Here is a 20,097-nt window from a genome sequence, read left to right on the forward strand (position 1 = left end):
TCACTCCCATAACAGAATTTGCAGGTTCGGCTTGACCATGACGGTCAGCCCGTGGGTGCCGCTTACCGGGGTTTGCGTACCGCGCAGCGGGTCATACAGGGTGGCGCTGGCCAGGTTGGGCAGGTGTGCGTTGCCGCCCCCGGCCGCCCAGAAGAACCATAGCTTGCGCCCGTCGGCGCGGGTCCAGCCGATGCTGAACAGGCCGTCGGGCAACTGATCGGCGCTGGGCGGGTCGCCGGGGGTGAGCGTCGGACCGCTGACGTCGAGGAAATTTTTCAGCGCGGTGTAGACCGGCTTGGGGTTGGCGTCGATGTCGAGCAAACCGTAAGACTGATCACGCACACTGGCGCGCTGGTCCAGATCACTGAGGGTAAACAGGAAGATCCGGTCGTAATCCAGCGCACTCATCAGCGCCAGGCGGCGCACCACGTAATCGGCCTGGGCCTGTGGGGTGATGATGTCCTGGGCGTCTTTGGGACCTGTGTAGGTCGACCAGCCCCACTCGGTGCTCCACAGGGTCTGCACGCCGCCGTTGCGCAGGGCCTGGTTGAGCGCGGTGGTCCTGGCGATAAAGTCCAGGTTGGCCGGGTCGTTGCCTTCGGGCAATTGGGTATAAGGGTGGTACGAGACGACGGTATTGAGGCTGGCCACGCCCAGGGCGCCGAGGGCATCGAACATGCTCTGGCCGTTGGGCATTTCGCTGAAGAATGCCATGCCGGCGGCCACCACCGGTTTGCTCGGGCTCATTGCGCGCAACGCGGCGGCGGTGGTGGTCAGCAGTGCGGCGTAGCCGGCCGGGTCGGCTGCCGGGCGCCAGAAGCCCAGCAGGTTCGGTTCGTTCCACACCTGCCAGGCGTCGACACTGGGGTAGCGCTGTGCCAACAGCGCCATGCGGTTGGCGAACACGTTCGGGTCTTTCGGCGGGTACTGGTCCTGATACGGCGCACCCACCGGCGCAGTGGTGGCGAACGGCGCCGACCCCACCAGGTAGAACACCGACTTGAGCTGGTTGTCCTGCAGTTTGCCTACCAACTGATCCAACGTCGCAACCTGGTATTGCCCTGGGACCGGCTCCAGCTGGTCCCAATGCAAATCCAGGCGTACCCACTCCAGGCCCAGCGCCTTGAGACGGTCTATCTGCTTCTGATAGCGCTCAGGGGCGAACCACAGGAACTGCGCGTTCACCCCGAGGAAATCCTTCCACACCACGGTTTTGTTGCCCTTGAGCACATGGCTCTCGGCATCGGCCTGGCGCCCCCACAAAAACGCGGTCAGGCCCAAGGCGGCGACCACGACCAGGGTGGCGACGTACGTGCGTTTACGCGCCATGGCGGCTGCCCTCGATGGCTTGCTCAAACAGCGCCTTGAACTTCTGCGCGGTCAACGGCCACAAGCGTTCGCGGCCGATTTCGCCGGCGCGTTCGGCCCAGTCCCGGGCCAGCAGCGGCGTGCGTGCCAGGCGCAGCAGTTGCTCGCTGAGGGCATCCACATCGCCTTCGGGGTAGATAGCGCCATTGCCGCTGGCGACTTCCTCGGCAAACGCGCGAGCGTCAGACGTGATCGCCCCACGCCCGCAGGCGGCAGCCCAGGACAGCGCGCCACTGGTCCCGCGCTGGCGCCCGAGCAGGCCGAGTTTTTTCGATTCGCGATAGGGCAGCACCATCACATGGTGGGCCTGGATGGTCTGGGCAATCTCTTCAGCCGGCAGGTTCAGCCGCCAGTCGATGGCATCCGCCAGGCCGAGTTCAGCGATCTGGCGGTTCAACTGCTCCAGGTAGTTGCCGCCTGCGCCAAACGCCATTTCGGCGGCGGTGCCACCGGCCAGGGTCAGGCGCACACGCTCACGCAATTCGGGGGCCTGCTTGAACACGCCGGCCAGGGCCTCTAACAGGTCTTCGATGCCTTTACCCCGGTATATAAACCCGAAGTACAGCAGGCGCAGCGTATCCAGGGGCGGCAACGGCGCCGATGGAATCGCCAGGTTTGCATGGTTGATCACCGCGACTTTCCCCGTCGGCAGTTGCATGCGTTGGCCCAGGCACTCGGCGCCCAGGCGGGTGAGGGTGATCAAACGGGTCAACCCGGCGGCGACCTGGCGCTCTTCACGCAAGGTCAGTGGATCCGCCAGCACCACTGCCGCCTGTGGCATCGGGCTGGGCAAGCGCTCCAGCAGGTTCAACGGGAATGGCAAGCGCTCACGCCGCCAGACGATGCGTTCCGGATCATGCACCGTGGCGGTCAAGGGCAGTGCCGGGTAGGCCTTGCGCAATTCGCGCAGGGCCAGGAACTCCCCCAGCCGTCCACCGCCCAGCTCGGCGTGGACCAGGTCCACGCTGTGCCAGTCGAACCCACCGATGGCCTGTTTGATTGCCTCGCTGTTGCCCGCCACCCCGGCCAACGGCGTCAGCACCGTCACCTCCAGTTGTTCCAGTGCCGTGCGGAAATGGTTCGCGTAGTCGGCGATGCCATTTTTCTCCGGTGGCAACGGGGCGAGCAGGGCGACGCGCATCAGAACGCCCCCCGGTACTTGGCGATGGTTTTCAGCACCTTGGCCGGCACTTCGAATTTGCGCCGGTTGATGATGATGCCGTCGACCTTGCCGAACGCGGTGTTGAGGATCGACAGCGCGTGCTCCACCACCGGCACCGTGCTCTTCTGCGCTTCCACCACCAGCCCGATCAGGTCTGCCCGACGCAGGTTGATAAACGCATCGCGGTTATCCAGCAGCGCCGAGGCGTCCAGCAGCACCACTTCACCTGGCGCCGCCGGTTCGGCGCCGCCCACACGCACGTTGATACTGTTTTCCTGCAGCAACTGACGCAGTTGTTCCACCACAAAGGTCACCCCTTCGCCGTGCCGTGCCGAGGTCAGGCCAAGAGTCAGGCCCTGCTCGGCGATGCGCTCCAACTGCAGCAACCCGTACAGCCGGTAGATGCTCGCATTGAATGCGTTGGTGCTTTGGGCGGTGCTGGTGTCCAGCTCGGGCAAGGTGGTCCACAGCGGGAGGCCGAACTTGCGTTCCGCCAGGCCGCCATCGTGGATGCGCTGGTCGAGCAGGTAGCACAGGTAGATCACCAGCAGGCCGACGACGAGGGCGAATGGGACCGCCAGCACCAGCATCACCAGGGTTTTGGGGAAGATACGGCCGGGGTTCAGGGTGGCCTCTTCGATCACCGCGATGTTGCTGATCTGGCTGTTATCCAGTTCGCGGTCAATGCGTGATTTTTCCAGGTTGTCCACATACAACGCGTAGTTGCGTTCGGCGGCGCCCAGCTCCCGGGCGAGGCGTGTCAGTTCCGGTTCGATCTCCAGGGCTTGCTTGCGCTGGGCTTCGAGGTTGGCCAGTTGTTTCTGTTGTTGTGTCAGTTGGGTACGCAGCGCGAGGTTGTTGCTCGACTCATCCAGCAGTACTCGCTGCAAGTGGATTTCCAGGGTATTGGGCGCGCGGTTTTCCGAGCTTTGCACGGTGTTGCTTTCACTCGCGACATGGGCCTGCATTGCGCGGATCGATGCATCCAGGGCTTTGACCGGCGGCGCGTTGTCCGTGTAGGTGCGCATCATGTCGGCCTTTTCCAGCAGCTTCTGGTTCAGCAGGCGGCGCAGGTCCTGCTGCTGGGGGTTCAGTGCGATCTGGCGCACCGTGGTGACTTCCTTGGGCTGGCTCTTGAGCTGGGTGCGGGTGCTCTGGATGGCGCTGTCGGAGGAGGCGATCAGGCGCGTGGTGTTGAACGTTTCGCCCCGCAGTACGTTGATGCGCTCGGACAAGTCTTCCAGGCGATCGGTGATGCTCGCCGCGCCGATCTGGTTCAGGTGCGTGAGGATCTGTTGCTTGTAGCTCTGGATCTCGGTGGCGCTGGTGGCGACCTGGCCTTCATAGAAGACGTACAGGCTCTTGCGCCCCAGGGCCTGGGTGCGTTCGTTGACATAGGTCTCGACCCAATCCTTGACCACCGCCTGGGCTATCTCCGGGTCGCCCCAGGTAAAGGTGATGTCCATCACCGTGGAGCCGGCCGCGTGGCTCACCTCGAAGTTCTTTTCCAGGCCCGCCGCCAGGCGCTCCACCGGTGTGGTTTTTTCCACCACGCCGACAGTTTCCAGTACCACGCGGATGCCATCGAACACCGCGCCTATACCACTCTTGACGTAGTACTTGGTGCGCTTCCAGAAGCCTTCCGGTGGCGGTGCGTTACTGATCACTTCCAGGTAGTGCTCGGCCACCGCCCGCACAATCGGGCGCCCGGTGAGCAGCCGCTCCTCGTCGACAATCGGGTCGCGCTGGGTGCTGGGCATCACCAGCGCCTGGCGGTTGCTGATCTCGATGGGCAAGGTCGAATCACGCCCCGGCTTGACCAGCAGGCGCGCCGTGGATTCGTACTTGGCCGGCAGCAGGAAAGCCCCCAGCAGAATGATCACCAGCGCCGCAATGGCGGCCAGTTTGAACTCGTGGCGGAAGATGAAGAACAGGCGTAGCAGATCACGAAAAGAACGGATCTCGATCATGGGATGTCGCTCCTTTAATTACTGCCGCCGCTGGTTCGCGTGTAGTTGTAGCCGACCCCGATGGACTTGGTGAACGGGATCAGTTGGTTCATGTAGGTGTCCACGCCCTGGATGCGCTCGCCGACGTTGGACTTGGGCACGAACACCACGTCGCCGCGTTGCAGGCGCACCGGCTTGCGCCCGTTTGCACCGGTCTTGAGGAGCTGGCTGAAGTCCAGGAAGTAAGCACGATAGGCGCCCTGGGCATCTTCGCGCAGCAGCGCAACCATGCTCGCGTTGCCCGCCGGGCTGACCCCGCCGGCGCCGACAATCGCCTGCTCCAGGGTGTTGGCCGTGGCGATCTGCACCGCCGTGGGGTTATTCACCGCACCGCCGACGATCACCGAGTTGCTCGGCGCCTGGTTGATGTTCACCGTCACCCGGGGTTCGCGGTAGGTCGCCGCGAGCTCGTGGGTCAACTGGGTGGCCAGCTCCGATGGCTGGCGCCCGGCAACCTGGATCGGCCCCAGGAACGGGTAGTTGATCTTGCCGTCGGTCTGCACCGTGTACAGCGTCAGCTCGTAGATGGTGCTGACGTTGAACGCCGACAGCGTCGGCATCTCGCCGGCATCGCGGACGATGCGCAACTGGTCGCCGATACGGATGCGTTCCACCGCCGGTGGCAGCTGGGCCAGTTGGTCGAGGGCGCGCTTGCCGTCCTCGACGGTCTTGCTGTCCGGTGGCTCGATACGCGCCGGGGTGTTGCAGGCGGCCAGGGCCAGCATGGCCAGGGCGAGCACGCTTCGCTTCATCAAGGGGGACTTCCTGTGGGTCATGCTGCTCACCTCCAATAACCGGGAAACATGCTGATGCGCCGCTTGAGGGCGAGCGGCAGGCGGCGTTCAAGATGGCCCAGGCGGTAACCGAGCAGTTTGAACACGCTGCGCACCAGCACCTCGGGCACGCGGTGCAAGGCGCCGGCTTTGCGCAGCGCCGCGAGTTCGGCCAGCACATAGCGTTTGCCCTCGCCACCCGCGTCGCCAAAGGCCTGCTTGATCCACGGCTCGCGGCCGTAGAACACGCCAATGTCGAAGTAGCGGTGAAACTCGTCCATGAGTTTGTAATCGTGGGAGTGATGCACCAGCGCGGTGGCGGCGTAGCGCACCTTGTAGCCGTCGAGCAGCATGCGTGCGGCCACAAAGGCGTCTTCGCTGCCGATCACGTCGGCAGGGAAGCCACCGACGGCCTGCAACACACTGCGCCGGTATACCGAAAACGAGTCGGAGCTGAAGCAGGTCTTGATCCCAAGCTCCGGTGCATCGGCCAGGCTTTTGCTGCGGCTGTGTTCCGGGTAGTTGAAGTGCCGCGATTGCGCGCCCAGCACGCCCGCATCGGGATGGGGCAATTGCCGCCCGTAGGCGACGCCGTTGAGCGGGTCCTGCTGCAATTCATCGAGCAGGTTGGCAAAGGTCTCGGGGGTGGCGGGGATGGCGTCCTGGGTCATCACGATCAGTGCGTCGCCACCCACCTGTTCGCTGGCCCAGCGGCGGGTGCCGCCGTGGTTGAAGTCACGGGCGTCGATCACCTCGACCCGCGCGCCGAACGCTCGAAAGCGCGCCACGGTGTCATCGCTGGAGGCGCTGTCCACCACCAGCATCTCGTCAGGTTGCAGGGTTTGCATCTTCAGCGCGGGCAGCAGGCGTGCCAGGTGGTTGGAGGCGTTACGGGTGGGGATGATCAATGAAGTGCGCATGTCATTTTTTCGCCTCGGCAGGCGCGCGGCCGTAGATGTCGTCGAAGCGCACGATGTCGTCTTCGCCCAGGTACTCGCCGCTCTGCACTTCGATCATCACCAGGTCGATGATGCCGGGGTTGGTCAGCCGGTGTTTGTGCCCGGCGGGAATGTAGGTGGACTCGTTGGCGTTGATCAGGAATTCGCGGTCGCCATTGGTGATCTGTGCCGCGCCGCTGACCACCACCCAGTGTTCGCTGCGGTGGTGGTGCATCTGCAACGACAGCGAGGCCAGGGGCTTGACCACGATGCGCTTGATCTTGAAGCGACTGCTTTCCTCCAGCACGGTGTAGGTGCCCCACGGCCGGGTCACCGTGCGGTGCAGGCTGTACGCCGGATGATTCTGGCGCTTGAGCTCGGCGACGATGTAGCGCACATCCTGGCTGCGGTGGGCGTCGGCGATCAGCAGCGCGTCGGGGGTGTCGACGATGATCAGGTCGTGCACCCCAACGGCGCCCAACACGCGCTTGGGCGAGTCGATGTAGCAGTTGTGCACGTCATGCAAAATCGCTTCGCCATTGACCTGGTTGCCATGGGCATCGCTGGGGGTGAGCTGGCGCAGCGCTTCCCAGGACCCGATGTCGCTCCAGCCAATGTCACAGGGCACCACGGCCACTTGCCGGGACTTTTCCATCAAGGCCACGTCGATGGAAATATCCGGCGCACTGCCGAACGCATCCGCATCCAGTTCACGTTGGCGCGAGGTTGTGTTCTGCAGACTCTGGCTGTGCTCCAGCGCGGCGCGTGCGGCCTCCAGCACGTCAGGTGCATGGGTGGCGAGCTCATCCACCAGGGTGCTGGCCTTGAAGCAGAACATGCCGGCGTTCCACAGGTGCTTGCCGCCGTCCAGATAGGCCTGGGCGGTGGCCAGGTCGGGTTTCTCGACGAAGCGTTTGACCCGGTAGCCCTGGCTCAGCGCCTCGCCTTGCTCGATATAGCCAAAACCGGTTTCCGGGTGGTCGGGCTGGATGCCGAACGTCACCAGGTAGCCGGCTTCGGCCAGGTCGCGGGCCTGGGTCACGGCCTCGGCGAACGCCACTTCATTGAGGATCAGGTGGTCGGCGGGCATCACGAGCAACTGTGCGTCGCCGCCGAAATGCTCCTGCACATGCAGGGCCGCCACGGCGATGGCCGCCGCCGTGTTGCGCCCGAACGGTTCCAGCAGTAGGTCCAGGGGCAGGCGGGCGTTGTTCACTCCGCGGTAGTCATCGAGGGTACGAAACAACAGGTCGCGGTTGGTCACCGTGAGCACGCTTTCCACGCCGGGCAGTTTGGCCGCGCGCAGGAAGGTTTTTTGCAGCAGGCTCTGACCATCGCGCATGCGCATGAAGGGCTTGGGCATGTTCTGCCGCGACACCGGCCACAGTCGAGTGCCCGAACCACCGGAAACGATGCAGGGAATTAATCCGTTGAGGGTCTTCATCAATAGACTTCCTTGGTGGAAAGGACGGCCGGGACCGTCATGAAAACGATGTACAGGTCAAACCACACCGACCACTTGGAGATGTACTCCAGGTCGTACTCGACACGTTTCTGGATCTTGAACAGGGTGTCGGTCTCACCCCGGTAACCGTTGATCTGCGCCCAGCCGGTGATCCCCGGTTTCACGCGGTGGCGCGAGCTGTACTCGCTCACCGCCACTTCGAAGGGTATGCCGGCGGCCTTGGTCGCCGTGGCATGGGGGCGCGGGCCGACCATGGACATGTTGCCCAGCAGCACGTTGAACAACTGCGGCAGCTCGTCGATGCTGGTCTTGCGGATGATGCGCCCCACCCGGGTAATGCGCGGGTCTGCGCGGGTGGTCTGGCGTTCGGCGGTGAAGTCGCTCTGGTCGGTGTACATCGAGCGGAACTTGAACACGCGGATTTCGTTGTCGTTGTAGCCAAAGCGGTTCTGGCGAAACAGGATCGGCCCTTTGGAGTCGAGCTTGATCGCAATCGCCGTCGCCACCATCACAGGGGACAGCGCCACCAGGGCCAGGCTGGCCAGCAGCACATCCTCCAGGCGCTTGATCACCGGCGACCAGCCACGCAACGGCAATTGCGAGGTGTTGAACATCAGGATCCCGCCCACGTCGGTGATGCGGCTATGGCCGTAGCGCAGCGCGGCCATGTCGGGCACCAGCATCACGTTCACCGACATCTGCCGCAGGCGGTTGACCAACCCATGGATGCGCTGCTCGGCGGCCCAGGGCAGGCAGATCATCACTTGGTTGACCTGCTCGGCGCGGATGAGTTTTTCCAGCTCACGGGTGTTGCCCAGCAGGGGCAGGTTGCTCAATTCCTTGGGGATCCGCTCGGTGCGATCGTCGATAAAGCCGATCAGGCCGGAGCGGATATCACCGTTGCGTTGCAGGTGGTCGGCGACGTGCATGGCGGTGTCGGTAAAGCCCAGGATCACCGTACGTTGCAGGTATTTGCCCTTGCGCATCAGGCTGCGGTACAGGCGCAGCATCAGCAGGCGCTCAAGGCAGAACAACCCGAGGCTGGCGAAGTACCAGGCCACCAGGTTGCGCGGGGTCAATTGCGGGAAAAACTGCAGGATCTGGTACATGAACAACAGGATGCAAAACGCCGCCGACCAGGCCTTGACCTTGGTTTTCAGGCGCAGCCGGTTGCTGAACAGTTCTTCGGAATAGATGCCCAGGGCCTGGAACAGAATGATCGTCAGGACCGCGAAAAATACCAGCAGACCGAGGAAGTGCCCGCGCAGTTCAGGGTCCATCGGGTCGATGAACATCACCAGGATCAGCGGGGGCAAAATGGCACTCAGGCCATGTATGAACTTGACGAAAACAACAAAGAACTCAACAAAGCCGGCGCGCGTTAAAAACAGGCTGTCGACGGACGACTTCTCTCGCATAAAACATCCCTCATTGCACGCCAGAGCTATTGTTTGGATGTTTGTTCAATAAAGCAGCGAACTGCTTTAGAGGGCACTTCCAACTACGGCTACTCTGGGTAATACGCAACTATCAATTCAAATGCAGCTATCCATTTGAAGGGAATTTGCGGGGGTAGTGACTACAGGAGTGTTCCCTTAATCAACTTGTCAATGAATTGACGATGGTGCGGAGGTGGCAGGGCAGACAGGTTTATCAGTGTTTTGTTCGGCATTTTATTGACATTCCTTGTCCGGGTACGCGGTGATTGGGTGTGTTTTTGAGTGTAGAAACAAATGCAGGATTTTTCCTGCATAAAGGAAAAACCTTTTTTCAAGGCGGTAGGAAGGGGGGACAAAGAGGGGGTGGCAGGGCGCACGAAGTGCCCTGCCTGCGGGACTTTCGCCAGATCAGAAGTTGCCTTTCAAACTCACCGTAAAATTTCGCGGCTCGCCATAAAAGTTACCCCAGGAGGCTGTACCCACCGTGTTGTAGTAACTTTTATCGAACAGATTGTTGCCGTTGAGTGCGACGGTCCAAGTGTCGTCGATACGGTACGCCACACGGGCACTCCAGGTTGCGTAACCGGCCTGTTCGAGCTTGATGGTCTGCACGCGGTAATTGCTGCTCTGGGCGTTGACGCCGGTGCCCACGCTCCATTTCGACAGGGCGCCGTCGAGCTGGTAGTCGCCCCACATGCGCAGCATGTGTCGAGGTACGTAGGTGTTGGACGTGCCGCCTTCCAGGGCGGTATCGATGTTCTTCAGGGACTTGGTCTGGGTGTAGGTGTAGCCGCCGGATACCTGCAGGCGCTCGAGGACTTCACCGCTGATTTCCGCCTCCACGCCCTGGGCGCGCACCTTGCCGCTGTCGGTGTAGCAATAGCCGTCGGCGGAGGTCGGGCACTGGGCGATGTAATCGGATTCGGCCGCGTTTTTCTCGACGGCGCGGAACAGCGCCAGGGAGCTGTTCAGGCGCCCGTCGAACCATTCGCCCTTGATACCCAGCTCGTAGTTGTCACCGATCTTCGGCTTGAGCGCGGCGCCATCGAGCGTGGCATAGGAACTTTGCGGCTGGAAGATATCCGCGTAGCTGGCGTACACCGACAGGTGCTCATTGAGGTCGTAGATCAGTGCGGCAAACGGCGTCACTTCACCGGTTTCCCGGGTGCGGGCATCCTGCAAGGCCCACTCGCCCCAGGCCAGGTTGTTGGACTGGCGACGGTTCTCGTACCAGCTCACGCGGCTGCCTACGATAAACATCAACGGCTCGGCCAGGCGCAGGCGCAAGGTGGTGTAGGCGCCGTACTGGGTCGCGGTTTCCTTCACCGTGCCGCCGCGATACATGTTCGGCCAGAAAGTGCTGTTGGCCGGCTCCGGGAAATGGTGGTCGGGTTGGTAGATGCCCTGGCGCCTGGGCAGGTTCTGGATCGCGTACACATCGTCCTGGGTACCACGGCTGCCATTGGCACCGAGGATCAGTTCGTGTTCCAGCCCGAAGGCTTCGAACTTGCCGTCCACATAGGCATCGAGGCCGAAGTCCTTGTGGTCGTAGTCCATCAGCGCCGCATAGGAGTTGGCCGTAGGCGTCGGGTTGCCGTAGGCAATGGTGCCTTCGCTGGCGGCGTATTTGGTGTCTTGCAGGTTGCGGCTGTGCACGGCCGCAACCTTGAGTTTCCAGTCATCGTTGAAGTGATGGGTGAGGTCGGCGAAGAAGGTGGTGCGCCGGCTTTGCCAGTCGTTCCAGGATTGGCCCAGGCAGGTGGAGCGGCTGAGGTGGGCGCTTTTGCCGTCGGCGTAGCGCGGCAGGCCGCCCCAGCACGGTGTGGCGTCGACGTCTTCATGGCTGGCGCCGAAGCCCAGGGTGGTGTCGGCGCTGAGATCGACATCCAGGGCGCCATAGAACGCCTGGTCCTGGCGCTTGGAAATGTCCATGTAGGAACCGCGATTCTGTTGGCTGATCGCCGCGCGGCCGCGCACCGTACCGCTGTCATTCAGCGGGCCGCCGGTGTCGACGTCGGCGCGGTAGTTGTCCCAGGTGCCGGCGGACAGCGACAGGCTGGTGGTGGGCTTGGCCTGGGGCCGCTTGCGCACGAAGTTCACCGCGCCGCTGGCGGTGCCGGCGCCCTTGAGCATGCCGGCCGCGCCCTTGAGCACTTCCACGCGGTCGTAGATCGCCATGTTCGCGCTGAAGCTGTCGGCCTGCACGTAGTCCTTGCCCATGTCCAGGGGCACGCCATCGTACTGGTACTGGCCGAGCATCTTGAAACCACGGGAATAAAAATATTTGCCGCCCATGGGCGATTCGTAGGTGGTGATCCCGGGCGTGCGTTCCATCACGTCATCGATGGTGGTGAGGTTCTGGTCATCCATCAATTGGCGGGTCATCACACTCACCGATTGCGGCGTTTCCCGCAGGCTGTGTTCGCCCTTGCCGATCGTCACCGCGCCCGTGGTGTAGGCCCCGGTGCCATCGGTGGTGGCGCCCAACCGCTCACCAGTGACTGTGGTGGCGCCCAGGTTCAGCGCGCCGCTGTCGGCCACTTGCGGCAACAGCAGCCAGGTACTGTTGCCCTGGCGCTGGGCTTGCAGGCCCTGGCCACGCAGCAACCGGTCGAGCGCCTGCTCGCGGTCCAGGCGACCACTCAGGCCCGGGCTGGTCTTGCCGGCGACGCTGGTGGCGTCGTACGACAGGCTGATGCCGGCCTGACGGGCGAACTGGTCCAGTGCCGTGGCCAGGGAACCGGCTGCAATGTTCCAGTCGCGGGCCTGGGTGTCGCTGGCCGGCGTTTCGGCCCATGCGAACGGCGGCGCGGCTGCGCAGCTCAGGCAGGCGCCGAGCAAGGCGGCGTGCACCGCGTGCTTGAGGGGGGAACGTGGGGAGGGGAACGCTTGCATGACCGCGGGATGCTCCTGAAGGAAGTGAACAGAACCGGCCTGTTGATCGGCCTTTCCTTACAGGTCGAGCGGCAATGAGAATTCACCTCATTTATTTTCGAGAATGTTAAACGCGGGCGGTGACGGTCACCCAGTAGCGGCTGCGGTAAGTGACATCGAGCTTGAGTGAGTGCGCTACCAGGCCCAGCACTTGATCGGTGTCGTCCAACTGATAAGTGCCCGACACCCGCAACCCGGCCACCGCTTCGCTGCAGCGCAGCAGGCCGTTGCGGTAGCGGCCCAGTTCGGCGAGGAAAGCATCCAGGCGCATGTCCCGGGCGCTGATCACGCCTTCGCTCCAGGCCCAAGGGTCCAGGCCATTGGCGGCGAGAGAACGAATGCCACTGCGGTCGAACAGCACCTGTTCGCCGGGGTTGATCACTTGGCGCGCGCCGGCGGCGTGGTTGTCGGCAAACACCGCCACCGTGCCCTGCTGCACGGCGAGCATGGTGCCTTGGGCGTCTTCGCGCACCAGGAAGCGCGTGCCGAGGGCGCGCAGGTAACCGTCACGGGTCTGTACCCAGAAGGGCCGCGTGTCGGCACCGGTATTGACCAGTATTTCACCCTGGCGCAACTGCACCAGGCGCCGCTCCTGAGTCAATACCGCGTCGAATGCGCTGGCGCTGTTCAGTTGGATGCGGCTGCCGTCGTTCAACGCCACCCAACGCCGTTCGCCGGTGGCAGTGCGGTAGTCGGCCATCAAGGCGGGCAGCGGGGTGTAGTCGCGGCCAAACCAGGTCAGGCCGGCCGCACCGGCCACCAGGCCGAGCAGCTTCAACCCTTCGCGACGGCTGATACGTCGACGCGCCCCGTGCAGGGCGTGGCGGCCGACCTGCGCGGGCAGGTGGCTGAACTCATCATTCATCGTCGCCACCCGTTGCCAGACCTGCTGGTGTTCGGCGCTGGTGTGCAGCCAGCGCTCGAACGCAGCGGTGCTGGCGTCGTCGGCGACGTTGAAGCGCAGCTTGATCATCCACTGGATGGCCTGGTCGACCAGGCGCGGGTCAGAGGTCGGCATAGCGCAACCGATAGCAGGCGTGCAGCGCCTTGGACAGGTCACGCTCCACCGTAGCCTTGGACACCCCGAGGCGCAGGGCGATCTGCGCACAGGTCAGGCCGTCCAGTTGCGCCAGCAGGAACGCTTCACGCACCCGCGGCTTGAGCTGGTCGAGCAGGCGGTCGATGCGTTCGAGGCTGTCGAGAATCAGCAGGCGGGTTTCTTCCGACGGCACGTCGGCATGGGGAAAATGCGCAAGGCTTTCGAGGTAGGCGCGCTCCAGTTCACGGCGCCGGTATTGGTCGATCATCAAGCTGCGGGCGATGCTGCTCAGGTACGCGCGCGGCTGCAGCACGGCCTGCTGCTTACGTGCGTTGAGCAGGCGCACAAAGGTTTCCTGCGCCAGGTCGGCGGCACGTTCACGGCAACCGGTGCGTCGGCTCAACCAGCCGCGCAGCCAGGAGTGATGGGTGTGGTAAAGCTGGCCGATGGCGGCATGGTCCAGTGGGTGATCGCTCGACATGGGCATCCTGGCGCAGCAGTCTTAATTGATAATGTTTCGCATTCTAGGCGCTGGTCGTGGCCATTCGCAATTGCCGATGAACAATGTATCCAGCACAATTTTTTGTTCGCCCCAGGCCCACGCACTAATCTGCAGGCTTTTCCCGGTGGACGGCTTGAGCATGATCGACTTTGCGACCCTGGCAGTTTTTTCAGGTGCTGTGCTGTTGTTGCTGTTATCCCCGGGGCCGAACATGGCCTTTGTGATCAGCCATGGCGTCACCCACGGCTGGCGCGGGGGAGTGGCCTCGGCCCTGGGCATCGGTGTCGCCGACATACTGCTGAGCGCATTGACCGCCAGCGGGGTAACGGCGTTGGTCGCCAGTTGGCCGCCATCCTTTGACGTGATCCGCTGTGCGGGTGTGGTCTACCTGCTGTGGCTGGTGTTCAAGACGCTGCAGAAAAAACCTGGGCCAGATACTGCCCACCTGCACCGTGTGCCCCTTGGCCGGGTGTTTCTACAGGCGATGCTCAACAGCCTGCTCAACCCCAAGGCGTTGCTGTTTTTTGTGGTGTTTTTGCCGCAGTTCGTACGGCCGCAGGCCGGCTCCATCGCCGTGCAGTTGATGCTGTTGGGGGGCGTGCTGACTTTGATCGCTGGGGTGTTTCACCTGCTGCTGGGCATATTCGGCGGGGTGCTGAGCCGCTTCTTCGCCAGGCGCCCAAAAGGCGCGTGGCTACAGAAATGGGGCCTGGCGACGGTGCTGAGCGTGCTGGCGGTGCGCCTGGCGGTGATGTCGCGCCCAGCCTGACCCCATGAGGTGAAGGGATTGTGCGGCGAGCAAGCGGTCTGTGGCCAAACGAGCTTGTTGTGGTGAACGAGCTTCTTATGGTGAGCGAGCTTGTTGTGGTGAGCGAGCTTGCTCGCGCTGGGGCGCGAAGCGGCCCCAAGCTTTGGAGGGGCTGCTGCGCAGCCCAGCGCGAGCAAGCTCGCTCACCACAGGTACCGGCTCAGCCCAGCCGTGCTGCTGCGCGCGCGACGATTTCACCGCGCGCCCTGCGCGATTCGGCGGTGCGTTTGTTGGCTTCTTCCCGCACATGCGCAGGCGCTGTGTCAGGGCGACCCGAATCGAACGGCGGTGCTGGCGCGTATTCGATCTGCAACTGCACCAGTTGCGCCGCCGCTTCGCTGTACAACTCCGCCGCCAGCACCAGGGCAAAGTCGATACCGGCGGTAATGCCACCCCCGGTGAACAGGTTGCCGTCACGCACCACGCGCTCCTGTACCGGGATGGCGCCGAGGGGGGCGAGCATGTCGTGGTAGGCCCAGTGCGTCGTCGCCTTGCGCCCGCGCAGCAACCCCGCCGCGCCGAGCACCAGCGAGCCGGTGCACACCGAGGTCACGTAGCGCGCGGTCTGCGCCTGGGCCTTGAGGAAGTCCAGGGTCTGCGGGTCTTCCATCAATGGGCCCACGCCGGAACCACCGGGCACGCAGATCACATCCAGCGTCGGGCAGTCGGCATAGGTCATGGTCGGCGTGAACACCAGGCCCGTGCTGGAGGTGACCGGCGCCAGGTCCTTCCATATCAGGTGCAGTTTCACGTCCGGCAGCGAACCCAATACGTCGTAGGGGCCGGTCAGGTCCAGTTGCTGAATGCCGGGGAACAACAGAAAGCCGATCTGCAAGGTCATGAATGAAGCTCCGAGAAAGGGGTAGACGACCTCACTCTAGCGGCCTAGGCTTTGGCGAATACGCCATTGAACCCACGAATCACGCCAACCATGCCCAGAATTGTTCACGTACTCGCTTTCGAGAATGCCCAGGTGCTCGACGTCACCGGGCCGCTGCAGGTGTTTGCATCGGCCAATGACCTGGCGCGCCAGCGTGGCGTGCCGTTGCCTTATGCGGTCACGGTGATCGCCGACCAGGCCGGACCGGTGATGACCTCCGCCGGCCTGGCGCTGGTGGCCGAGCCGTTGCCTGCGGTCGACCAGCCCTGCGACACCCTGGTGATCGCGGGTGGCTGGGGCGTGTACGGCGCCGCTGAAAAGCCTGCGCTGGTGGATTGGGTGCGCGAAAAAGCCCGGCACACTCGGCGCATGGCGTCGGTGTGTACCGGTGCGTTTTTGCTGGCGGCCAGTGGCTTGCTCGATGGTTGTCGCGTCGCCACCCACTGGACCCGTTGCGAAGAACTGGCGCGCAAGTTTCCGGCGTTGACCGTGGAGCCCAACCCGATCTTTATCCAGCAGGGCGCGGTGTGGACCTCCGCCGGTGTCACCGCCGGTATCGACCTGTGCCTGGCTCTGGTGGAAGAAGACCTGGGCCGCGCCGTGGCCCTGGAAGTGGCGCGGCACCTGGTGGTGTTCCTGAAGCGCCCCGGCGGCCAGTCGCAATTCAGCGTGACCCTGTCCCTGCAAAAGGGCGGCAGCCGTTTCACCGAGCTGCATGCCTGGATAGCCGAGCATCTGACCCTCGACCTGAGTATCCCGACCCTGGCCGCCCAGGCCGGCATGAGCGAGCGCAGCTTCGTGCGCCACTACCGCGCTGAAACCGGCCAGACGCCCGCGCGCGCCGTCGAACTGATCCGCGTCGAAAGCGCCCGTCGGCAACTGGCCGACAGCACGGCGTCGATCAAGCGCATCGCCGTGCAGTGTGGTTTCGGCTGCGAAGAAACCTTGCGCCGCAGCTTTATGCGGGCCTTGTCGGTGACGCCCCAGGCCTACCGCGAGCGGTTCTCGCCGGTGGCCTAGGCGAGCAATTCAAACAGGGCGTCGAGGGTGGCCCGCGGTGCTTCCTGGGGAATATTGTGGCCCACACCGGGCAACACCTCCCGCCGGTAAAAAGCGCTGAAATGCTCCACGTCGTCATCCTCTTGCGACGGCGGGCCCACGCCGTCATCGGCGCCGCACAGCGAAATACTCGGCACCGCAATCGCCGGTTGCCGCGCCAGGGCCTGCTCGATGGCTTCCAGCGCCGGATCGCCAGGCGCATACATGAAACGATGGCGATAGGAATGAATCACCACCTCGACAAAGTCCGGGTTATCGAATGACGGCGCCGTCTGCCCATACAGCCCTGGCCCGTCGGCCCAGGACGGCGACCATAGCGACCACAGCAACTCACAGAGTTCGCGGCGATTGGCCGTCAGCCCGTCCACACCGCGCTGGGTGTGAAAGTAGAACTGGTACCACAACCGATGTTCCGTCACCGGCGCCCGTGGCTGGCGCGACCTGGCAATGTCCTGGATGTTATAGCCATCGCCCGTTACCAGCCCGCGTACCCGTTCCGGCCACAGGGCCGCGACGATACACGCGGCACGCCCGCCCCAGTCATACCCGGCCAGGGTGGCGCGCGGGATCGACAGCGCATCCATGAAATCCAGCAGATCCTTGCCCAGCGCCGCCTGTTGGCCGGAGCGCATCACCTGCGCGTTGATAAACCGCGTAGGGCCATAACCGCGCAGGTACGGCACCAGCACCCGGTAGCCGCGTTCGGCCAGCACCGGCGCAATCTCGTCATAGCCGCGAGGGTCATAAGGGAAACCATGCAGCAGGATCACAGGCTCGCCGTCAATGGGACCGTGGGTTTCATACGCCACATCGAGCATGGAGGTGCGCACGTAGAGGAGTGGGGCGGTGATGGTCATGGTGGACTCCTGTCAGGTGTTGAAACTCTAGTCGAAAGACATGACGGGATGCCCTGCCTGTAAAGGCAGGGCGCCTCAGGGCTGCCAGGTCGTCTTCTCGCCACTGAGCTTGCGGTCCAGGAACGTCGCCGCGCTGATCAACGCCAGATGGCTCAACGCCTGGGGCGTATTGCCCAGGTGGCGGGCCTGGCTGTCGAACTCTTCGGCATACAGGCCCAGCGGGTTGGCGTAGCGCAGCAGTTGTTCGAATTCCAGGTGGGCCTTCTCCACTTGCCCGGCGCGGGCCAGGCATTCGACGTACCAGAACGAGCAGGCGGCGAATGCGCCTTCGGTGCCTTGCAAGCCGTCGATCGCGTTGTCGTCGTTGCGGTAGCGGTAGACCATGCCGTCGCGCACCAGGCTTTTCTGGATCGCCTGCAACGTGCTCAGCCAGCGCGGGTCGGTGGCGGCGACAAAACGCACCAGCGGCATCAGCAGCATCGAACCGTCCAGGGCGGTGCTGCCGATGTGCTGCACAAAATGCCCGTGTTCTTCGTTCCAGAAGTTGCTCCAGATATCGGCATAGATCGCCTGGCGGGTCTGGTCCCAACGTGCAAACGGCGCCGGCAACGAGCGCTTGGAGGCCAGGCGGATCGCACGGTCCAGGGCCACCCAGCACATCAGCCGCGAATGCAGGAAGTGATGCTGCTCGCCGCGCATTTCCCAGATGCCCACGTCTTTGCGGTTCCAGATTTCACACACCTGGTCAGCGACTTCCACCGTGTGTTTCCAGCCCTCGTGGGAGATGGCTTCGCCGTACTTGTTGACCAGGTACACCGCGTCCATCAACTCGCCATAGATATCCAGCTGGACCTGGTCGACCGCGCCATTGCCGATGCGCACCGGCTTGGCGCCGCCGTGGCCGCTGAGGTGCTCCAGCGTGGTTTCGGGCAGCTCCTGGCGGCCGTCGATGCCGTACAGGATATTGATCTTGGTCGGCTGGCCACAGCAGTCGCTGACCCGGCCCTTGAGCCAGCGCATATAGGCGTTGGCCTCGTCGACAAAGCCCAGGCGCATAAAGGCGTAGACGGTAAACGAGGCGTCGCGGATCCAGGTGTAGCGGTAGTCCCAGTTGCGTTCGCCCGCAGGCGTTTCCGGCAAGCCGAAGGTGGCCGCGGCGATGATTGCGCCGTGTTTGCGCGAGGTCAGCAGCTTGAGGGCCAGGGCCGAGCGGTTGACCATTTCGCGCCAGCGCCCGCGGTAGTTCGACTGCGCGATCCAGCCGCGCCAGAACTTCAAGGTGTGGGCCAGGGCCAGGTCGGTGCAGACACTCGCCACACGCTCATCGTCCTGGCCGCCGAGTACGAACTCGGCGCCTTCTTCCTGATCCAGAGTGAAGCGGGCCACGGCGGCGTTATCTTCGATCTGCAACGGATGGCTGCCGCACAGGCGCATGCCCGGCTGGCCATCGGCGTTGAAACAGATGCTGGCGTTATCCAGGCTCGCCTCGGTGGTGGCGCGCGCGTAGTCATGGCGCACGGCGCAGCGCAGATGGAGGGTGGCCGTGCCGCTGACCACGCGTACGCGGCGAATCAGCAGGGGCAAGTCGTCGATTTCTTCGCTGATGACCAGCAGGTCGGTGATTTCCACCACGGCTTCATCGCTGAGCCAACGGGTTTGCAGCACATTGGTGTCGGGCAGGTAGATCTGTTCGCGGCGGGCGTTGGGCAGGTCCGGGGTGAGTTGGAACGTGCCGGCATCGGGGGTGTCCAGCAGTGAGCAGAAGATCGACGGGCTGTCGAACTCCGGCCAGCAGAAGAAATCGATGCTGCCTTTATCGTTCACCAGCGCCGCGCTGCGCATATCGCCGATGATGCCGTGGGCATCGATGGCGCTTTGTGGTTCGTTTTTCAAATCAACCATTGTCACGAAACTCCGGGTAAAGGCTCATGCCGCCATCAATGAAGAGGGTGCTGCCGACCACGTAATCCGAGGCGTCACTGGCCAGCCATACCACGGCGTTGGCGACGTCCTCCACATCGCCGACCCGGCCATAGGGGATCAACTTGAGCAGCTCCTGTTCCGCCGCGCCTTCGGTGGCGGCACGGTTGATCGCCGTACGAATCGCCCCCGGCGCAATGCCGTTGATACGGATGCGCTGTTCACTGACCTCCTGGGCGAGGGTGCGCATCAGCATCTCAACGCCGCCCTTGGACGCCGCGTAATTCACATGCCCGGCCCAGGGGATCAACTGGTGCACCGAGCTCATGTGGATGATTTTGCCGGCGGCGCGGGATACGCCTTCACGGATGCCCTGGCGCTTGAAGAGGCGTACCGCCGCCCGGGCACAGAGGAACTGGCCGGTGAGGTTGACGCCGATCACGGCGTTCCAGTCGTCGAGGGTCATGTCGACCACGGCGGCGTCCTTCTGCATGCCGGAGTTGGCCACCAGGATGTCCAGATGGCCGAACGCCTCGAGGGTCTTTGCGAACAGGCGTTCCACATCGGCTTCTTTCGACACGTCGGCGCCGATGGCAATCGCCCGGCCGCCCTCGGCGTTGATCTGCTCTGCCAACGCCTCGGCGGGCGCGGCCTGGCTGTTGTAATTGAGCACCACCGCAGCGCCGGCTTGCGCCAGGGCCCTGGCCGCACCGGCGCCGATACCGGAACTGGCGCCCGTTACCAGCGCCACTTGTTGCTCCAACGAGATATGCATTGCCCACCCGACCTTGAATTCGTGAGTTCAAGTAGCTGACTGACGGCGCATAACGGAAGTTCAGCCGTGTGAAATTAGCGACTACAACCATGGTGGAAAATGGAATAACAGAAGAATAAAAAATAACCATAAGATACTAAAAAACCGCTAAAAAGCGTTTGACAGGGTT

Annotated in this window: 16 protein-coding genes; 2 read left to right on the top strand and 14 right to left on the bottom strand. The window is 63.5% G+C overall.

The features are described 5' to 3' along the window. The 10 genes from V3W40_RS13780 to V3W40_RS13825 all read right to left on the bottom strand — a co-directional run bounded on the left by V3W40_RS13780 (position 1) and on the right by V3W40_RS13825 (position 13,608). Complete coding sequence (locus V3W40_RS13780) at positions 1-1,329, bottom strand: GH39 family glycosyl hydrolase (RefSeq protein ID WP_315871861.1); 1,329 nt, start codon at positions 1,327-1,329, stop codon at positions 1-3. Then, entirely contained in the window at positions 1,319-2,509 is a 1,191-nt protein-coding gene (locus V3W40_RS13785; protein WP_330215161.1) for a glycosyltransferase, read from the bottom strand. The genes V3W40_RS13780 and V3W40_RS13785 overlap by 11 nt, the downstream gene beginning before the upstream one ends. After that, positions 2,509-4,500 (bottom strand): GumC family protein, encoded by a 1,992-nt coding sequence (locus V3W40_RS13790; RefSeq protein ID WP_065947050.1) that lies wholly within the window; start codon positions 4,498-4,500, stop codon positions 2,509-2,511. Before V3W40_RS13790 ends, V3W40_RS13785 begins: the two co-directional genes overlap by 1 nt. 14 nt (positions 4,501-4,514) lie before the next feature. Further along, complete coding sequence (locus V3W40_RS13795; RefSeq protein WP_027603103.1) at positions 4,515-5,291, bottom strand: polysaccharide biosynthesis/export family protein; 777 nt, start codon at positions 5,289-5,291, stop codon at positions 4,515-4,517. Between the two features lie 29 nt (positions 5,292-5,320). Next, a complete protein-coding gene (locus V3W40_RS13800) occupies positions 5,321-6,232 on the bottom strand; it encodes a glycosyltransferase family 2 protein (protein WP_074845245.1) in 912 nt (303 codons plus the stop codon). Position 6,233: 1 nt separating this feature from the next. Next, entirely contained in the window at positions 6,234-7,694 is a 1,461-nt protein-coding gene (locus tag V3W40_RS13805) for a mannose-1-phosphate guanylyltransferase/mannose-6-phosphate isomerase (protein ID WP_315871863.1), read from the bottom strand. Further along, entirely contained in the window at positions 7,694-9,133 is a 1,440-nt protein-coding gene (locus V3W40_RS13810; RefSeq protein WP_065926905.1) for an undecaprenyl-phosphate glucose phosphotransferase, read from the bottom strand. Before V3W40_RS13810 ends, V3W40_RS13805 begins: the two co-directional genes overlap by 1 nt. A gap of 429 nt (positions 9,134-9,562) precedes the next feature. Continuing rightward, on the bottom strand, positions 9,563-12,049 hold the full coding sequence (locus V3W40_RS13815; RefSeq protein ID WP_330215162.1) for a TonB-dependent siderophore receptor: 2,487 nt from the start codon (positions 12,047-12,049) through the stop codon (positions 9,563-9,565). A 106-nt stretch (positions 12,050-12,155) separates the two neighbouring features. After that, the gene (locus V3W40_RS13820; RefSeq protein WP_330215163.1) at positions 12,156-13,106 is read right to left on the bottom strand and encodes a FecR domain-containing protein; all 951 of its coding nucleotides are present in this window, start codon (positions 13,104-13,106) and stop codon (positions 12,156-12,158) included. Continuing rightward, positions 13,093-13,608 carry a sigma-70 family RNA polymerase sigma factor gene (locus V3W40_RS13825; RefSeq protein ID WP_092489779.1) on the bottom strand — a complete coding sequence of 172 codons (516 nt, stop codon included), beginning with the start codon at positions 13,606-13,608 and terminating at the stop codon, positions 13,093-13,095. The genes V3W40_RS13820 and V3W40_RS13825 overlap by 14 nt, the downstream gene beginning before the upstream one ends. Positions 13,609-13,768: 160 nt before the next feature. Here V3W40_RS13825 and V3W40_RS13830 point away from each other — a divergent pair, with 160 nt between their 5' ends. Beyond that, positions 13,769-14,398, top strand: coding sequence for a LysE family translocator (locus V3W40_RS13830; protein ID WP_330215164.1), 630 nt, complete (start codon positions 13,769-13,771; stop codon positions 14,396-14,398). Positions 14,399-14,597: 199 nt separating this feature from the next. Here the strand turns inward: V3W40_RS13830 and inhA are convergent, their stop codons facing one another. After that, complete coding sequence (gene inhA / locus V3W40_RS13835) at positions 14,598-15,278, bottom strand: isonitrile hydratase (RefSeq protein WP_137212929.1); 681 nt, start codon at positions 15,276-15,278, stop codon at positions 14,598-14,600. Positions 15,279-15,368: 90 nt separating this feature from the next. Here inhA and V3W40_RS13840 point away from each other — a divergent pair, with 90 nt between their 5' ends. Further along, positions 15,369-16,337: a GlxA family transcriptional regulator gene (locus V3W40_RS13840; RefSeq protein WP_065926909.1), complete on the top strand. Its 969-nt coding sequence runs from the start codon at positions 15,369-15,371 to the stop codon at positions 16,335-16,337. Here V3W40_RS13840 and V3W40_RS13845 read toward each other — a convergent pair. From V3W40_RS13845 to V3W40_RS13855, 3 genes are all read right to left on the bottom strand, one after another. Further along, entirely contained in the window at positions 16,334-17,233 is a 900-nt protein-coding gene (locus V3W40_RS13845) for an alpha/beta fold hydrolase (protein WP_065926910.1), read from the bottom strand. The two genes, V3W40_RS13840 and V3W40_RS13845, sit on opposite strands and share 4 nt — an antisense overlap. 75 nt (positions 17,234-17,308) lie before the next feature. Beyond that, entirely contained in the window at positions 17,309-19,135 is a 1,827-nt protein-coding gene (locus V3W40_RS13850) for a glycoside hydrolase family 15 protein (RefSeq protein WP_330215165.1), read from the bottom strand. Then, positions 19,128-19,928, bottom strand: coding sequence for a glucose 1-dehydrogenase (locus V3W40_RS13855; protein ID WP_074845258.1), 801 nt, complete (start codon positions 19,926-19,928; stop codon positions 19,128-19,130). Before V3W40_RS13855 ends, V3W40_RS13850 begins: the two co-directional genes overlap by 8 nt. Positions 19,929-20,097 lie beyond the last annotated feature (169 nt).

This window comes from Pseudomonas sp. AM8 (genome assembly GCF_036346475.1).
Lineage (GTDB): Bacteria > Pseudomonadota > Gammaproteobacteria > Pseudomonadales > Pseudomonadaceae > Aquipseudomonas > Aquipseudomonas marginalis.